Here is a 15,821-nt window from a genome sequence, read left to right on the forward strand (position 1 = left end):
CCTCTTTGCTGACACCTTGGCAATACAAATTAGGTTTAGATTAACCCCATCAGCCGGTAAGCAATAACGATCTTACCGGCAAGACGTAAATGTTTATTATATTTTACTCACGAGGTTAATAATGAAATCTATTCTTCCTGCATTTTTCGCTATCGCATTATCTGGCATTGCATTTAATACTCTGGCCGCCACTGAGGTCACGCAACAAAATAACTTAACCAAAATAGGTGTTATTTCTGATAGCAGCGGTGCGTTAACGCTTAGTGAGTTGGCCATGAACTTATCAGAAAAAGCAGATAAAGCCGGGGCTAATGCTTACCGTATTATTTCTGCTGGTGGTGATAATCATTATTTCGGTGTGGCCGAGATCTTCCATAAAGAAAACTAACCGTTTTGTATCGCAATGTATCTACGATGACCAAGATACATTGCCACATTAATTGGCTATATGTTTGATACGTTGTCGAAACAATTAATAAGTACATTAAAGGCTAACGAGATACTGATATTGGGTATCGATTATCCGGCCTGTAAGGGCCATCAAAGGAGACAAAATGAAATTACTAAAACGCGCTCTTCTGGCAATGACTATCGCTGGTTTGGCTAGTACCGCATCAGCTTATGCAATGAATGCCGATAACACGGTACAAGAGACAAAAATTCACACCATCGTCCTAGTTCACGGTGCATTTGCTGACGGTTCTAGCTGGGATAACGTTATCCCCGCGCTGCAATCGCGCCATTATCAAGTCATTGTAGTTCAAAACCCAATGACGTCGCTGGCTGACGATGTGGCTGCGACCCAACGTGCTATCGAACAGGCGCAAGGTGATGTGATTTTGGTTGGGCATTCCTGGGGCGGTACAGTGATCACCCAAGCGGGTAACGACCCGAAAGTCAAAGGGTTGGTTTATGTCGCTGGCTTCGCGCCCTCGGTCGGTCAGTCTTCGGCTGATTTAGGTAAAAATTATCCGGCCACGCCGGGGGCCAGCAAAATTCAGGTGACTAAGCAGGGTTATGCCTATTTGCCAGCGGATGCTGTCGCCGATGATTTTGCTCAGGATGCGCCTGCCGCCACGAAAAATCTGTTAGCGATAACACAAGGGCCGATCCGTGCCGCTAACTTCGATGAAAAAGTTACGCAAGCCGCCTGGCAAACCAAGCCGAGTTGGTATGTGGTAAGCAGCAACGATCGAATGATTAACCCACAGTTAGAACGCGACATGGCGAAGAAAATCCACGCCCATGTTACCGAGTTGCCATCCAGTCATGCGGTAATGTTCTATGATCCACTAAATGTTGCACGGACTATTTTTAAAGCGGTAAATATTACTTCTGGCAACTGATTTATTTTGTTGCTTTGAATATCAGTGGTGATTATTTTTTTTAGTCATAATTCATGTTGAGGTTATTTTTGATGTGAATTTTATTAAATAATTCACGGCGAAACTGGAAGGTAATTAAGTAGCAGTAAAATAAAACTCTCAAATTAACGGGGGTGAGTTAATTACATTTAATAATCCTTGTAGCTTGTTTGAACGTTAAATATCACTTGGTTAATACACTATTATATTTTGGAGAATAGTATGAAAAATATCGCAATGACAGCATTGGCATTAACATTGGCTTCTTTCTCTGTTTCTACTCTGGCTGCGGAAGCTACCGGTCCAAATTTGGAAAAATGTTTTGGTATTGCCAAAGCCGGAGATAACGATTGTAAAGCTGGGGCTGGTACCACCTGTGCTGGGACCGCCAAGAAAGACTACCAGAAAGATGCTTACAAAATGGTACCGGCAGGTACCTGTACCTCAATTCAAACCCCGACCGGCGTTCACGGTTCACTGCAAGGCTAATGACGGGAGCTATCGCGATGAATAACGCAGTGCAACTCGGTGCTGGTTTAGGTTTAAAACCAGAGCATTACTCACAAGCGTACTCAGGTCCTACCGATATCTGGTATGAGGTGCACTGCGAAAATTACATGGTTGATGGCGGCCCACGTATTACCTGGCTTGATGCTATTCGCCAGCGGCACCCGATTTCATTACACGGTGTGTCGCTGTCTTTAGCCTCGGATAGCTTGCCCGATCCTCAGCAGTTAGCGCGTTTTCGTGCCGCAGTAGACCGCTTTGAGCCAGCGCTGGTTTCTGAACATTTAGCCTGGTCGCAATGGCAGGGCAATTATTACCCGGATTTACTGCCGTTCCCACGTACCTCGGCAGCGCTGAAACACATTATTGATAACGTCAGTTGTACGCAAGATGCATTAGGCCGCCAGATAGCTATCGAAAATCCTACGCATTATTTAGCGATGAGCGAACACCAATGGGACGAGATTGACTTTCTACAGGCCTTGAGCAAAAGCAGTGGTTGTGGGCTGCTGCTCGATATTAATAACGTCTATCTGAGCGCGAATAATTTAGGGTTTGATGCCGGTAGTTATCTGGACCGGTTTCCTGCTGAGGCCATTATGGAAATTCATTTAGCGGGTTTCCAGTCTGATAACGACAGCGAGTTATTGATAGATAGTCATGATAGCCCGGTGAGTCGTGAAGTATGGCAACTGTACGAGCGTTTAATTAAGCGCATCGGGCCTCGTCCTACGCTGATAGAGCGAGATGACCGGCTACCAGATTTTTCAGTATTACTTAGTGAGCGTGGACTTGCCCAGCAGATATTAGCGCGTTGGAGAAAACCATAATGACCAGTTCATTGAGCCAGTTTCAACGTGCATTTATTGCCGCGCTTTATGCCGGTGATGATCATGAGTTGCCGGAGGTGACTTCGCAGCCTGGCTTTGCGGTTTACCGCAATACGGTAATAAAAAGCTGCGTTGATGCCTTACAGGCCAACTTTCCCAGCGTTGTCAGTGTCGTGGGCGAGACATTTTTTCGCGCCATGGCGACTGAGTACGTGCGACAGACGCCGCCGCACTCTGTTGAACTGCTGCGTTATGGACAAGGGCATGCTGACAACGCGAAGAATAATGAAGGCAGTTTCGCGACATTTATTAGCGAGTTTCCGCCGGCGGCTTTGGTGGCGTATCTGGTGGATATCGCCAGAGTAGATAGCTTGTGGCTTGAGGTTTTCTCCGCCCAAGAAGACTCGAGTCTGGATTTAATTGCACCAGGACTGACGATTGAAGAGTTAGCTCAGATGAAATTATCGCCTAAAGCGGCAGTGCGTTGGTATTGGAGTGATGCGTGGCCTATTTACAGCCTGTGGAATTTCAACCGCGAACAAATATCAGCGCCGCATAACCTGCGTTGGCAAGCTGAGGGCATCTTGCTGTATCGCTACTGCGATCGGGTGATATGGGAGCCTATCGGTGCCGGTGGTTGTGCGTTTCTTGAGGCTTGCCAATGCGGGAAAACCGTCGAAGAAGCCAGCTTATCCGCGTTGGTTGCTGAACCTTTAGTCGATTTTAGCGTGCTATTTACCCGTTTGCTGCAATGCAAAGTTTTCACCCCATATGATAAAGATTAAGAGGCGAATATGAATACTTACCCTTATCAGGCAGCAGATAACGGCCTGCGTCGATACTGGAATATTTTATGGAATAAAGTACAACGCGGTATTGGCGAAACGTTACTGCTGCTTATTGCGCGCATTGGAATTGCAGCAACGTTTTTCTTATCAGGGCGCACCAAAGTTAGCGGCTTTCTAACGCTGAAACCAAGCACCTATGAACTGTTTCGCACTGAATATGCTTTGCCGCTGATCCCGCCGCATATTGCGGCACATTTGGCGACTTACGCTGAACATGGCTTCCCGTTATTGTTGGTGCTGGGCCTATTCAGCCGTTTTGCCGCATCTGGTTTGCTGTTTATGACATTGGTTATTGAAATCTTTGTTTATCCGGATGCCTGGCCAACGCATCTGACATGGGCCGGTTTACTGCTGCTGATTATGGCGCGCGGGGCGGGCAAATTATCGCTAGATAATGTGTTGAAACTGAAATAAATGTGCCGGTAGTTGCCTAATAAAAAATGCCAGCTAAGGAAGCCTTAGCTGGCATTTTGTGTGTTAACGCGTAGTCCGTTAATTACATACGTTCTACGGTTTCAATACCTAACGTATCCAGACCCATTTTTAGAGTACGTTGCGTTAGCAACGCCAACTTCAAGCGGCTTTGACGAGTCGTCTCGTCTTCTGCATTGAGGATTGGGCAGTGTTCGTAGAAGCTAGAGAACAGGCCCGCCACATCGAATAAATAAGCACAAGTCAGATGCGGTGTCCCTTCGCGGGAAACGGTGGTCAGCACTTCTTCAAATTGCAGCAGGCGGGTTGCCAGCGCGATTTCGCGATCGTCCGCTAGCACCAATGGCTGAGCGAGCAGGGCATCGATATCCACTTCGGTACGCTTAAAGATTGAAGCCACGCGGGTATAAGCGTATTGCATATACGGCGCGGTATTGCCTTCAAACGCCAGCATATTATCCCAGTCAAAAATGTAATCGGTAGTACGACTTTTCGACAGGTCGGCGTATTTCACCGCGCCGATACCGACCGCATTCACTAATGCATCCAGTTCTTCGCCAGTGATATGCGGGCTTTTTTCCTGGATTAATGCTCGCGAACGGCTGATGGCTTCATCGAGCAGATCAGACAGGCTAATGGTGCCACCAGCACGAGTTTTAAACGGACGGCCATCTTTGCCCAACATCATGCCGAAAGCGTGATGCTCAAGCGGTACGGATTCTGGTACATAACCGGCTTTACGCACGATAGTCCAGGCTTGCATCAGGTGCTGGTGCTGACGGGAGTCGATGTAGTAGAGAACGCGATCGGCTTTCAGCGTTTCATAACGATATTTGGCGCAGGCAATATCCGTGGTGGTGTACAGATAGCCGCCATCCTTTTTACGGATGATAACGCCCATCGGTTCGCCTTCTTTATTCTTGTATTCATCAAGATAAACCACGATAGCGCCTTCGCTCTCAACCGCCAGACCTTTGGCCTGCAAGTCGGCAACAATACCCGGCAGCATTGGGTTATACAGGCTTTCACCCATCACATCATCCTGGGTCAAGGTGACGTTCAGACGGTTATAGGTTTGCTGGTTTTGTGTCATGGTGACATCAACCAGACGACGCCACATCTTCAGGCAATATTCGTCGCCGCTTTGCAACTTCACCACGTAACCGCGAGCGCGTAGGGCAAACTCTTCATCTTCATCGTAGTGTTGCTTGGCAGCACGATAGAACTCTTCGAAGTCAGAGAGTTGCATCTCTTCGCTATTTTCGTTCTGTACTTTTTCCAGATAGGCGATCAGCATGCCGAACTGAGTACCCCAGTCGCCCAAGTGGTTGGCGCGGATCACTTTATGGCCGAGCAGTTCATTAACGCGTGCAGCCGCATCACCAATAATCGTTGAGCGGATATGGCCAACGTGCATGGCTTTTGCCACGTTAGGTGCTGAGTAGTCGATAACGATAGTTTGTGGTTTAACCGGCGTCAGGCCTAATTTAGCGTCTTTCAACGCCGCATCAGCATGGTCAGTAACAAACTGGCGATCGAGGAAAATATTGATAAAACCAGGGCCGGCGATTTCAGTTTTGCTAGCGATGCCGTCCAGTGCCAACAGTTCCACTACTTTTTCAGCTAATTGTCGCGGTGGCATACCCAGTTTTTTAGCTGCGGACATGATGCCGTTAGCCTGATAATCACCAAACTGAGCTTTTGCAGACTGACGAACCTGTGGTTCGCTATCAGCAGGTGCACCTGCTGCTTGCAGTGCCTGGCTGACTTTTTCTGAAAGAAGGGCCTGTATATTCACCGGAATACCTTAATGATTGAACGTAAGACACCTAACGGGTGCCGTATTGAATAACAGGCACCGGCAATCATTGGATGAAAATCACGCCATTGACTGCCGATGCCAAAAAAGAGGCGTATTTATAACATATAAGCCTTAGCGAGTCAGCTTTGTGCCGAATTGACACGGGGAATAATCAGTGGCGAATCGGGGATAAAAAAGGCTATTGAACGCTAAAGGCCATCGCGTGCTGGCAAGCCTAGCGTTGGCTGTGTAAATTATGCCGCAAAATAGACGACCAGGAACCCTAATATGTCTACGATGAACGCCATCCCTGAGCTTGCGGATCTTGTGGCTGATTTGCCACGTTTTAGCGATGTACTGACGCGTTTTGCCCAGAAACTGCATCTTGATTTAGCCAAGTATCCGGCTGACCATATTTCGGTACGTTGCCACCAAAATACCACTGCCGACCGTTGGCGCGCTGGTTTTTCCCAGTGTGGTACCTTACTCAACGAAACGCTAATTAACGGACGTCCTATTTGCCTGTTTGATTTAGCCGAACCTCTTGAACTTGGTCCGTGGAAAATTGATTTGATTGAACTGCCATATCCCGGCGATAAGCGCTATCCGCACGAAGGCTGGGAGCATGTGGAGCTGGTACTCGGCGGCGGTGCTGAAGATTTCTATGCTAGAGCATTAGAACAACTCGCTGATGAAGCACTGGTGACGCCGGGCATTAAGCTTAAGCAAAGCTCACCAAAAGGCGAGAATGAGCGCCTGCCAAACCCAACGCTGGCCATCACCGACGGTACCGTGACTATCAAACTCCACCCGCACAGCCTGCGTGACATCGTGGCGAGCGAACGAGAGTAATATCTTCATCAGATTAACCGGCAAGAAGCGCCGTTTCCATGCGATCCAACGCTTCTTGCAATAACGCTCGTCGGCAACCTAAGTTAATACGCACAAATGCCGGGTTGCCGAAATCTTTACCGGAGGTCAGCGCCACTCCAGCCTCGAGGAAAAAGCGGTGTGGGTCGCTAATTCCGCTTTGCGTGGTATCAATCCAGCCGAGATAAGTCCCTTCAATATTGAGCATGCTTAAGCCTGGCATCGCATTAATGCGTGTCATTGCCAGCGCTCGATTACCGCGCAAATAGTCTAGCAACGCCTCTAACCACGCATCGCCTTCGCGATAGGCCGCGGTTGCCGCGACATAGGCCAACAGATTGATGTCGGGTAACAGATGTCCTTTGGCGTCGTTGAATTGCTGACGCAGTTCTGGGTTAGGGATAATCGCCATTGAGAGGCCCAAACCGGCAATGCTGAACGTTTTTGATGGCGAGAGCAGGGTAACAGAGCGCTGTGCGGCATCGTCATTGAGTGATGCAAAGGGAATATGCGCTACCCCTTGTTCTAAGATCAGATCGCTGTGAATCTCATCGGAGCAAACGACTAATTGATGCTTCTGTGCAAAGGCTAGATGTTGTAGTAATTCTTCGCGGCGAAATACCGTGCCGGTGGGATTATTCGGATTACATAGCATCAGCAATTTTTCGCTGCCGTCGATCTCACTATCCTGGCTGTTTAGGTCGGTGACCCAGTGCCCGGCCTCAACTTTGCTCGATAGAGGACGCAATCTGCGGCCCTCATATTGGGCAGCCTGAATAAACGGCGGATAAATTGGTGTTGGCAGGAAAACACTATCCTGTGCGGTGCTAAAAGCTCTGACCGCAATATTTAACGCCGAGACAACGGCCGGCATCCAAACAATCCATTCGGGTTTAATCGCCCAGTGATAGCGCTGCTGTAGACGCTTAATCACGAGTTGCATCAATTCGTCAGGTGTGGAACCGTAGCCAAATAGTCCCTCAGCAACACGTTGTTGTAGATCACGCTTTACCGCCGGGGGAGAGGCAAAATCGGTATCGGCCACCCATAATGGGATCACACTTGGGTCATATCTATTCCATTTAACGCTATCGCTGTGACTGCGGTCGACCCATTGATCAAAATTGAATGTCATAGTTGCTTTTCCTATCGGATCTTTTTTTCGCTAAATAGATTGGCGGGCTAGCGATAAGATATGCGGCTATCTAGCATTTGACAATTATTGTAGCATTGGCAGTAACTTAGGAGAGAGAACATGACGAAGCTAGAAGTCTGTTGTTACAGCGTAGAATGTGCACTAACTGCCGAGCGTGCTGGAGCTGACCGGGTTGAACTCTGTGCCAGTCAGGCCGATGGCGGTATTACGCCAAGCTTTGGCACATTAAAGCAAGTCATCGAGCAGGTACAAATTCCTGTTCATCCGATAGTACGGCCACGTGGCGGTGATTTTTTATATAGCCGCAGCGAATTTGCCACCTTAAAAGACGATATTGCCTGTATTCGTGATTTTGGTTTTCCGGGGCTGGTGGTTGGGCTGCTTAATGAGGAAGGGCATATTGATGTTCCGCGCATGACTGAAATCATGCGGCTTTGTGATGGCATGGCGGTCACTTTCCATCGCGCTTTTGATATGTGTCTCAATCCTAAAGTTGCGCTCGAACAGCTGACTCAACTGGGTGTCGCCCGTATTCTGACTTCTGGGCAGCAGCAAAATGCAGAGGTTGGCTTACCGCTGCTGCGCGAGTTGCATAGCTTGACCCAAGGGCCGATTATTATGGCTGGTGCAGGCGTTCGCTTAACCAATCTACAAAAGTTTGTCGATATCGGGCTGACGGAGTTACACAGTTCTGGCGGTACACAGGTACCTTCTGCGATGCGCTATCGTAAAGCAGGCGTCAGCATGAGTTCAGATACCGATTTTGATGAGTTTAGCCGTTACTGCGTAGATGCCGATATTGTCGCGGCCATGAAAAATGCGCTGGATCTTAGCGAACCGTTAGAGCGCTCGGCTTGACAGGGATAGGTAATGGCGAGTAAAAAAACAGCCACTCACGCTATTGATAAGGCGTTGGTGGCTGTTTTTTAGCTTTATTAGGGCTTGCGGGCGATAAGCAGCGCACGGCGCGGTGCCGGGTAGCCTTCAATGGTTTTGCTGCTGTCATTAGGGTCAAGGAATTCAGCCAGCGACTCGCTGGTCATCCAGCTCGTACGATGCTGTTCTTCTATGGTCGTTACGCTAACGTCGGCAATGCGTACATCAACAAAGCCACATTTAATTAGCCAACCTTTCAACGCTTCTGCTGACGGAATAAAGTAGATATTTCCCATCTGCGCATAGCGGTCACCCGGTACTAATACTTGATGGCTGTCGCCTTCAATGACCAGCGTTTCCAGCACCAGCTCACCTTCGCTGACTAACTGATTTTTCAATTGCAGCAAATGGTCGAGCGGAGAGCGGCGATGATAAAGCACGCCCATTGAGAACACGGTGTCAAAGGCGTTTGATTCGGGTAGCTGTTCAATCCCCAGCGGCAGCAAATGAGCACGCTGATCGCCACCAAGCAGTTTACGTACGGCTTCAAATTGGCATAGGAACAGCTGCATCGGATCAATACCGATAGCCAGATGCGCACCTGCGCCAATCATACGCCACATGTGGTAACCGCTGCCGCAGCCGACATCAAGAATGGTACGGCCCGCCAAAGAGGAGATGTGGGGCAATACACGATCCCACTTCCAATCCGAGCGCCATTCTGTCTCAATATCCACGCCATAGAGACTGAATGGCCCTTTACGCCATGGCATCAAGTTGCGCAATAAGTTCTCGACACCTTCACACTGGCCTTGCGGCAGAGGTTCTAACATATTTGCGGTGACGCTGTGCAGCAGATCAAGACGTTCTGGTTGCAGCAAAGGCAGGCGTTCAACGGCGTTAAACCACATTTTGAACTTACCGTGCAGCGACTCTTTTTGCCACGCCGTCAGTTGCGAAGGTAGAGTATTAAGCCACGGACTTAATGGTCCCTTAGCAATTAATCGGTAAAAATCACTAAATTCAATCACTGCGCGTCTCCGGCTTTCAGGGCAATCAGCGAGCCAAAATTGAAACACTGGAACCACACCTCAGCATGCTCGAAGCCTGCTTGTGCCAAGCGTGCTTTATGGGTTTCAACAGAGTCGGTCAGCATGACATTTTCTAACATGCTGCGTTTCTGACTGATTTCTAATTCGCTGTAGCCGTTCGCGCGTTTGAAGTCATGATGCATATTAAATAATAGCTCGCCAACGTCGGCGTCTTCGAAATTGAACTTCTCAGACAACACCAGCGCTGCACCCGGACGCATCCCCTGATAAACCTGATTGAGTAGGCGTTGACGGTCGTCAGGTTTGAGGAATTGCAGAGTGAAATTGAGTACCACCATTGAGGCGTTGCTAAGCTCTACATCCAAAATATCGGCTTCTATCACCTCAACCGGCGTTTCGGCGCGAAATGCATCGATATGACGGCGGCAGCGCTCGACCATGGCTGGAGAATTATCGACAGCAATGATCTTACAGCCAGGCACATGGATATTGCGACGCATCGAGAGGGTGGCGGCACCTAGCGAACAACCGAGGTCATAAACCTGGCTGTCTGGCTGAACAAAACGCTCGGCCAACATGCCGATCATTGAAATGATATTGGAATACCCCGGTACCGAACGTTGGATCATGTCCGGGAATACTTCGGCGACGCGTTCGTCAAATGTCCAGTCACCGAGCTTATCAATCGGCGCGGAAAAAAGTTTATCGTGGTTAGTCATTGTACTAAGTGAGACCAGAATAGGAGTACGACAAATAATAATGGCGCGTATTCTAGCAGATCACCTTGGCTCGTTGCCCGTAAAATTCACATCCGTGTTCAGAACAACGAATCCTGCTCCGGCCAATCGGGTGCGGCAGGCAGCTGTGGCAGCGCTTGGCGCAGGTCGCGCCACAAAGTTTGTGCCTGTTGCGGGGCATCGCTGCAATCTGGTGAGTGAATGAACAGATAGGGCGCGTGACCTTGTTGTTGCCACTGAGTTAGCTTGTTTGTCCATTGGCTGAACCATTTCTGGTTAGCGATAATGTCGTCGCCACCAACAAAACGTACAATCGGGCGAGAGGCCGTGACTAATGCGTGCACCGGCAGCATGGGTTTCTTACGTTTGGCATCGCGCAACGCCGGTGTATCTGCGGTCGCGTGATGCACCGGGCGACTGTCGAGAATCGTGCGGTTAACCCCGCGTTGCTGTAAGCCTTGGTTGAGTAAACGCTCTTCTTCACCTTTAGCAAAAAACAGCGGATGACGCACTTCTACGCCGTAATCAAATCCTGCCGGTAAGGCATCAATAAATGACCAAAGTCGGAGCAAATCGTTAGGACTAAAAGCCGCGGGTAGTTGCAACCAGAGTTGGCCGATACGTTGCCCGAGCGGTTCAATGCAACGATAGAAGGTATCAATCTCGGATTGGCAATCCAGCAGCGCGGCCTGATGGCTGATCGATGAGGGAAATTTAAAACAGAAGCGAAAATTATCGTGGGTCATCTCGCGCCAACGGAGTACCACCTCGGCTTTGGGTAAGGCATAAAAAGTGGTATTGCCCTCAACACAGTTGAAATACTGCGCATAATCGGCCAAATCGTGCAGGCCGATGCGATTCCATGCACTGTGGTGCCATTGTGGGAGGCCAATATACATAGGTGGCGTCATCCTGGTGATTGGGCCACTTTAGGAAAGCGGCGTAAATAGGGCCGGTTTTAAAACCGGCAGAAATTTTGCTAATCGAACGGCGAATTTTTCAGTTTTTTAAGTTCAGCGATCTGATGAAATGTTGACTGTACTATGTGGCTTAACACTAAGTGCAATCATATTGAATGTGCTGCAGATTTCAAACTTTCAATCTCTAGAACTTTCAACGTACATTTTATTGGTTAAGGGAAATAACGGATGCAATGTTATGTAAACGCCATAGGTTCTTTACGCTGATCCAGTGATGACCAGGTCCAAATAAAAACGCCGCCTTATTCAGACGGCGTAAAGTAGCGAAGGGCATCGCTTTATTCTGGAAGTGCCGCCAGCACTTCGGCGGTTGAACGCACGCGGCTGATTCGCGGGAAGATATATTTCACGCTAGCTTCGTGGTGGTCTGGGTGGCCGGCGCTGCAAGCATCTTCTGCCAGAACCAACTGGTAGCCATGTTCCCAGGCGTTACGCGCGGTGGACTCTACGCCGATGTTGGTGGAAATACCGGTCAGTACGATAGTGGTGATGCCGCGACGACGCAGTTGCAGATCCAAGTCGGTGCCGAAGAATGCACCCCATTGGCGTTTGATAATGTTGATATCTTTATCAGTGACGTTCAACTGTTCTGGGAATTCCCACCAATTTTCTGGCAGCGCATGACCTGGGTTTGGTGCATCAACCGGTTGTTTCAACGCTTCAGCAAAATCAGCTGACCAGCCTACGCGTACTAAAAATACCGGCGCGCCTAATTTGTTAAAGCGAGCTTTCAGTTCGGTAGACCTGTCCAGGACTTGTTGCGCAGTATTCGGGCCACCGGCGTAAGGTAAGATACCTTTTTGCAGATCGATTAATACGAGAGCGGTGGTTTTAGGATCGAGTTCAAGGGTCATTGCAGGCTCACTCATAATAGTAAAACGAGGCGACCAACGTGTCGTACGGACCGTTTGTTGAATAGCAGTCGTTGAATGGCAGTTGTTGGATAGCACAACCGCAGCCACGCTGGTCAGCAACAGAAGAGCTTCCAGTCTATGTCAAAGTTTTGCTGATTTTATTAATTATATTGTTAAATTATGTGTGAAATATCGATTCAGACAATTTCTCGCCGACCTGACGCTTGTTCGCACTTATCCTATGGCAGAATTTCCTTTATAATGATTGCCTTTTTTCGCCCCGGAGGCTTCCGACAAATGCGGAAAGTCTGCTGATTGCTTGAAAACAAAGCAACGACGGGCCAGAAACCAATTACAGCACCCATTTTCCGCTACGCCGCAGGGTACTTGCGGATAGGCGACTAGAGTAAATAACCGTTTCCTCGTGCCCGGCGTACTCGTTGGGGGAGGATACAAAAGGATATCGTTATGCGTACTGAATATTGTGGACGACTGAATGCGTCCAACGTGGGCCAGGAAGTGACATTGAGTGGTTGGGTTAACCGTCGCCGCGATTTGGGTGGTTTGATCTTTATCGATATGCGTGACCGTGAAGGCATCGTTCAGGTGTTCTTCGATCCAGACCAGAGTGATGCTTTCGGCCTGGCATCAGAGTTGCGTAACGAATTCTGCATTCAAATCACCGGTACCGTGCGTGCTCGGCCAGAAAGCCAATTCAATAAAGATATGGCAACGGGTGAAGTCGAAGTGTTCGCCCATGCGTTGAACATTATTAACCGTTCTGAGCCATTGCCGCTGGACTCCAACCACAGCAATACCGAAGAAGCGCGTCTGAAATATCGCTATCTGGACTTGCGTCGTCCTGAAATGGCTAACCGCCTTAAGGCGCGTGCAAAAATCACCAGTTTTGTGCGTCGTTTCATGGATAGCAACGAGTTCCTCGACATTGAAACCCCAATGTTGACTAAAGCCACGCCAGAAGGTGCGCGTGACTATTTGGTACCGAGTCGTGTGCATAAAGGTAAATTCTACGCGTTGCCACAGTCTCCACAGCTGTTTAAACAGCTGCTGATGATGTCTGGTTTTGATCGCTACTATCAAATTGTTAAATGCTTCCGCGACGAAGATTTACGTGCTGACCGTCAGCCAGAATTCACCCAGATCGACGTGGAAACCTCTTTCATGTCGGCTGAACAAGTCCGTGAACTGATGGAAAAAATGGTTCGTGAACTGTGGCTGGAAGTGAAGGGTGTTGATCTGGGCGATTTCCCTAGCATGACCTATGCCGAAGCCATGCGTCGTTTCGGTTCTGACAAACCAGACCTGCGTAACCCGATGGAGTTGGTTGACGTTGCGGACTTGGTTAAAGACATCGATTTCAAAGTATTTGCCGATCCTGCCAACGATCCGAAAGGCCGCGTTGCTGCGCTGCGTGTACCGGGTGGTGCACAGCTGAGCCGTAAACAGATTGACGAATACGCTAAATTCATTGAAATTTACGGCGCGCGCGGTCTGGCTTATATCAAAGTCAACGAAGTGGCGAAAGGTTTGGAAGGTATCCAAAGCCCGGTTGCTAAGTTCCTGAGTGCAGAGATGTTGTCTGCATTGATCGAACGCACTGCGGCACAAGATGGCGATATGCTGTTCTTCGGCGCGGCAAGTGCCAAGATTGTTACTGATGCGCTGGGTGCGCTGCGTCTGAAAGTCGGCCGTGACTTGGGTATTACGCAAGAGAAGAGCTGGCAACCGCTGTGGGTAATTGACTTCCCAATGTTTGAAGACACCGACGAAGGTGGCTTGAGCGCGATGCACCATCCATTTACTGCGCCGAAAGAGATGACTGCGCAAGAATTGGGTGCTAATCCGGTATCTGCGATTGCTAACGCCTACGATATGGTCATCAACGGCTATGAAGTTGGCGGCGGTTCAGTGCGTATTCACCGCAGCGAAATGCAGCAGACTGTGTTCGGTATTCTGGGTATTAATGAACAAGAGCAGCGCGAGAAGTTTGGCTTCCTGCTTGACGCGCTGAAATACGGTACGCCTCCGCATGCTGGCCTGGCCTTCGGTCTGGACCGTCTGGTAATGCTGTTGACCGGCACAGAAAATATTCGTGACGTTATCGCATTCCCTAAAACCACGGCTGCAGCTTGTTTGATGACCGAAGCGCCAAGCTTCGCAAATCCTGCTTCGTTGCAAGAGCTGGGTATTCAGGTTGTGGCGAAGAAAGATGCGAGCAACGACACAAATACTGAGAGTAACTAATGAGCCATAAGCGTCCTGAGTCGATACTGGTTGTTATCTTTGCCAGCAATAGCGGCAGGGTGCTGATGCTCCAGCGGCGTGACGATACCGAATTCTGGCAGTCAGTGACTGGCAGCCTGGAAGAAGGAGAGTCACCCGCGCAAACCGCGCAACGTGAAGTGATGGAGGAGGTCGGTATTGATATCGCCGGCGAAAACCTCAAACTTGAAGATTGCCAGCGTTGCGTTGAGTTTGAACTGTTTGCGCATTTGCGTCACCGTTATGCGCCAGGAGTAACGCGTAATAAGGAACATTGGTTCTTTTTGGCGTTACCTGAAGAACGTGATGTTGTCCTTACTGAACATCACGTTTTCCGTTGGTTGGATAAGGCGGCTGCGGCAGCCTTGACGAAATCGCCAAGTAATCAACAGGCGATTGAAGAATTTGTTATTTTTTAATAATTACCCAACAAGTTTCGAATAGTTTCAGCCTGTATATAGGCTTTTGGAGATAGATATGGCAGGTCATAGTAAATGGGCCAACACAAAACACCGCAAAGCAGCACAAGATTCAAAACGCGGTAAAATTTTCACTAAAATTATTCGCGAGCTGGTAACAGCGGCCAAACTTGGTGGCGGTGATCCAGGTTCAAACCCACGTCTGCGTGCTGCGATTGATAAAGCGCTGTCTAACAACATGACGCGTGATACCTTGAACCGTGCCGTTGCTCGTGGTGTGGGCGGCGATGATGATACCAATATGGAAACCATCATCTATGAAGGATACGGTCCAGGCGGTACAGCGGTAATGGTTGAGTGCTTGAGTGACAACCGTAACCGTACCGTATCTGAAGTGCGCCATGCCTTCACTAAAACCGGTGGCAACCTGGGAACGGATGGTTCAGTTTCTTACCTGTTTGCCAAAAAAGGCGTGATCACTTTCGCACCTGGCCAGGATGAAGACACAGTAATGGAAGCGGCGCTGGAAGCGGGTGCTGAAGACATTCTGTCCTACGATGATGGCGCCATTGATGTCTTTACCGCGTGGGAAAACCTGGGCGAAGTGAAAGATGCACTGCAAGCCGCCGGTTTTGTTGCCGACGCTGCAGAAGTGTCAATGATCCCTTCGACCAAAGCAGATATGGATGCAGAAACTGCACCAAAACTGCTGCGTCTGATCGACATGCTGGAAGATTGTGATGATGTGCAGGAGGTTTACCACAACGGTGAAATCTCCGACGAGATCGCAGAAACTCTGTGATTTTTTTCTC

The 15,821-nt window shown here is 49.1% G+C and carries 17 protein-coding genes; 11 read left to right on the plus strand and 6 right to left on the minus strand.

Features of this window, described 5'->3' with window-relative positions; genetic code table 11:
* The first annotated feature begins 121 nt into the window (after positions 1–121).
* From ACL9RG_RS11015 to ACL9RG_RS11040, 6 genes are all read left to right on the plus strand, one after another.
* A complete protein-coding gene (locus tag ACL9RG_RS11015) occupies positions 122–388 on the plus strand; it encodes a YdgH/BhsA/McbA-like domain containing protein (RefSeq protein WP_422792658.1) in 267 nt (88 codons plus the stop codon).
* 166 nt (positions 389–554) lie between these two features.
* On the plus strand, positions 555–1,346 hold the full coding sequence (locus ACL9RG_RS11020) for an alpha/beta fold hydrolase (RefSeq protein WP_422792659.1): 792 nt from the start codon (positions 555–557) through the stop codon (positions 1,344–1,346).
* A gap of 240 nt (positions 1,347–1,586) precedes the next feature.
* The gene (locus ACL9RG_RS11025) at positions 1,587–1,853 is read left to right on the plus strand and encodes a DUF2282 domain-containing protein (protein WP_422792660.1); all 267 of its coding nucleotides are present in this window, start codon (positions 1,587–1,589) and stop codon (positions 1,851–1,853) included.
* A 17-nt stretch (positions 1,854–1,870) separates the two neighbouring features.
* Positions 1,871–2,701, plus strand: coding sequence for a DUF692 domain-containing protein (locus ACL9RG_RS11030; RefSeq protein ID WP_422792661.1), 831 nt, complete (start codon positions 1,871–1,873; stop codon positions 2,699–2,701).
* A complete protein-coding gene (locus tag ACL9RG_RS11035; RefSeq protein WP_422792662.1) occupies positions 2,701–3,486 on the plus strand; it encodes a putative DNA-binding domain-containing protein in 786 nt (261 codons plus the stop codon). Before ACL9RG_RS11030 ends, ACL9RG_RS11035 begins: the two co-directional genes overlap by 1 nt.
* 9 nt (positions 3,487–3,495) lie before the next feature.
* Positions 3,496–3,963 (plus strand): DoxX family protein, encoded by a 468-nt coding sequence (locus ACL9RG_RS11040; protein ID WP_422792663.1) that lies wholly within the window; start codon positions 3,496–3,498, stop codon positions 3,961–3,963.
* 82 nt (positions 3,964–4,045) lie between these two features.
* On the opposite strand, the gene argS is transcribed toward ACL9RG_RS11040, so the two are convergent.
* Positions 4,046–5,779: an arginine--tRNA ligase gene (gene argS, locus ACL9RG_RS11045; RefSeq protein ID WP_422792664.1), complete on the minus strand. Its 1,734-nt coding sequence runs from the start codon at positions 5,777–5,779 to the stop codon at positions 4,046–4,048.
* Positions 5,780–6,070: 291 nt separating this feature from the next.
* Here argS and ACL9RG_RS11050 point away from each other — a divergent pair, with 291 nt between their 5' ends.
* A complete protein-coding gene (locus ACL9RG_RS11050; RefSeq protein WP_422792665.1) occupies positions 6,071–6,634 on the plus strand; it encodes a VOC family protein in 564 nt (187 codons plus the stop codon).
* Between the two features lie 13 nt (positions 6,635–6,647).
* Here the strand turns inward: ACL9RG_RS11050 and ACL9RG_RS11055 are convergent, their stop codons facing one another.
* Entirely contained in the window at positions 6,648–7,787 is a 1,140-nt protein-coding gene (locus tag ACL9RG_RS11055) for a MalY/PatB family protein (RefSeq protein ID WP_422792666.1), read from the minus strand.
* 120 nt (positions 7,788–7,907) lie between these two features.
* On the opposite strand from ACL9RG_RS11055, the gene cutC reads away from it, so the two are divergent.
* A complete protein-coding gene (gene cutC / locus ACL9RG_RS11060; protein WP_422792667.1) occupies positions 7,908–8,666 on the plus strand; it encodes a copper homeostasis protein CutC in 759 nt (252 codons plus the stop codon).
* 77 nt (positions 8,667–8,743) lie between these two features.
* Here cutC and cmoB read toward each other — a convergent pair whose 3' ends face one another.
* From cmoB to ACL9RG_RS11080, 4 genes are all read right to left on the minus strand, one after another.
* A complete protein-coding gene (cmoB, locus tag ACL9RG_RS11065) occupies positions 8,744–9,715 on the minus strand; it encodes a tRNA 5-methoxyuridine(34)/uridine 5-oxyacetic acid(34) synthase CmoB (protein WP_422792668.1) in 972 nt (323 codons plus the stop codon).
* Positions 9,712–10,455: a carboxy-S-adenosyl-L-methionine synthase CmoA gene (cmoA, locus tag ACL9RG_RS11070; protein WP_422792669.1), complete on the minus strand. Its 744-nt coding sequence runs from the start codon at positions 10,453–10,455 to the stop codon at positions 9,712–9,714. Before cmoA ends, cmoB begins: the two co-directional genes overlap by 4 nt.
* 98 nt (positions 10,456–10,553) lie before the next feature.
* Complete coding sequence (locus ACL9RG_RS11075; RefSeq protein WP_422792670.1) at positions 10,554–11,372, minus strand: DUF72 domain-containing protein; 819 nt, start codon at positions 11,370–11,372, stop codon at positions 10,554–10,556.
* Between the two features lie 359 nt (positions 11,373–11,731).
* Positions 11,732–12,307: a hydrolase gene (locus ACL9RG_RS11080; RefSeq protein ID WP_422792840.1), complete on the minus strand. Its 576-nt coding sequence runs from the start codon at positions 12,305–12,307 to the stop codon at positions 11,732–11,734.
* Between the two features lie 468 nt (positions 12,308–12,775).
* On the opposite strand from ACL9RG_RS11080, the gene aspS reads away from it, so the two are divergent.
* From aspS to ACL9RG_RS11095, 3 genes are read left to right on the plus strand one after another with little or no spacing between them, the layout of a single operon-like run.
* Entirely contained in the window at positions 12,776–14,572 is a 1,797-nt protein-coding gene (gene aspS / locus ACL9RG_RS11085) for an aspartate--tRNA ligase (RefSeq protein ID WP_422792671.1), read from the plus strand.
* On the plus strand, positions 14,572–15,009 hold the full coding sequence (gene nudB, locus ACL9RG_RS11090; protein WP_422792672.1) for a dihydroneopterin triphosphate diphosphatase: 438 nt from the start codon (positions 14,572–14,574) through the stop codon (positions 15,007–15,009). The genes aspS and nudB overlap by 1 nt, the downstream gene beginning before the upstream one ends.
* Before the next feature lie 58 nt (positions 15,010–15,067).
* Positions 15,068–15,811 (plus strand): YebC/PmpR family DNA-binding transcriptional regulator, encoded by a 744-nt coding sequence (locus ACL9RG_RS11095; protein ID WP_422792673.1) that lies wholly within the window; start codon positions 15,068–15,070, stop codon positions 15,809–15,811.
* Positions 15,812–15,821 lie beyond the last annotated feature (10 nt).

The sequence above is a fragment of the Rouxiella sp. Mn2063 genome (assembly GCF_049319665.1).
In the GTDB taxonomy this organism is placed as follows: domain Bacteria; phylum Pseudomonadota; class Gammaproteobacteria; order Enterobacterales; family Enterobacteriaceae; genus JBMOUD01.

Coding starts and splice junctions, on each gene's coding strand:
- ACL9RG_RS11015 (WP_422792658.1), top strand. CDS start 122: ATGAAATCTATTCTTCCTGCATTTTTCGCTATCGCATTATCTGGCATT.
- ACL9RG_RS11020 (WP_422792659.1), top strand. CDS start 555: ATGAAATTACTAAAACGCGCTCTTCTGGCAATGACTATCGCTGGTTTG.
- ACL9RG_RS11025 (WP_422792660.1), top strand. CDS start 1,587: ATGAAAAATATCGCAATGACAGCATTGGCATTAACATTGGCTTCTTTC.
- ACL9RG_RS11030 (WP_422792661.1), top strand. CDS start 1,871: ATGAATAACGCAGTGCAACTCGGTGCTGGTTTAGGTTTAAAACCAGAG.
- ACL9RG_RS11035 (WP_422792662.1), top strand. CDS start 2,701: ATGACCAGTTCATTGAGCCAGTTTCAACGTGCATTTATTGCCGCGCTT.
- ACL9RG_RS11040 (WP_422792663.1), top strand. CDS start 3,496: ATGAATACTTACCCTTATCAGGCAGCAGATAACGGCCTGCGTCGATAC.
- ACL9RG_RS11050 (WP_422792665.1), top strand. CDS start 6,071: ATGTCTACGATGAACGCCATCCCTGAGCTTGCGGATCTTGTGGCTGAT.
- ACL9RG_RS11055 (WP_422792666.1), bottom strand. CDS start 7,787: ATGACATTCAATTTTGATCAATGGGTCGACCGCAGTCACAGCGATAGC.
- cutC (WP_422792667.1), top strand. CDS start 7,908: ATGACGAAGCTAGAAGTCTGTTGTTACAGCGTAGAATGTGCACTAACT.
- cmoA (WP_422792669.1), bottom strand. CDS start 10,455: ATGACTAACCACGATAAACTTTTTTCCGCGCCGATTGATAAGCTCGGT.
- ACL9RG_RS11075 (WP_422792670.1), bottom strand. CDS start 11,372: ATGTATATTGGCCTCCCACAATGGCACCACAGTGCATGGAATCGCATC.
- ACL9RG_RS11080 (WP_422792840.1), bottom strand. CDS start 12,307: ATGACCCTTGAACTCGATCCTAAAACCACCGCTCTCGTATTAATCGAT.
- aspS (WP_422792671.1), top strand. CDS start 12,776: ATGCGTACTGAATATTGTGGACGACTGAATGCGTCCAACGTGGGCCAG.
- nudB (WP_422792672.1), top strand. CDS start 14,572: ATGAGCCATAAGCGTCCTGAGTCGATACTGGTTGTTATCTTTGCCAGC.
- ACL9RG_RS11095 (WP_422792673.1), top strand. CDS start 15,068: ATGGCAGGTCATAGTAAATGGGCCAACACAAAACACCGCAAAGCAGCA.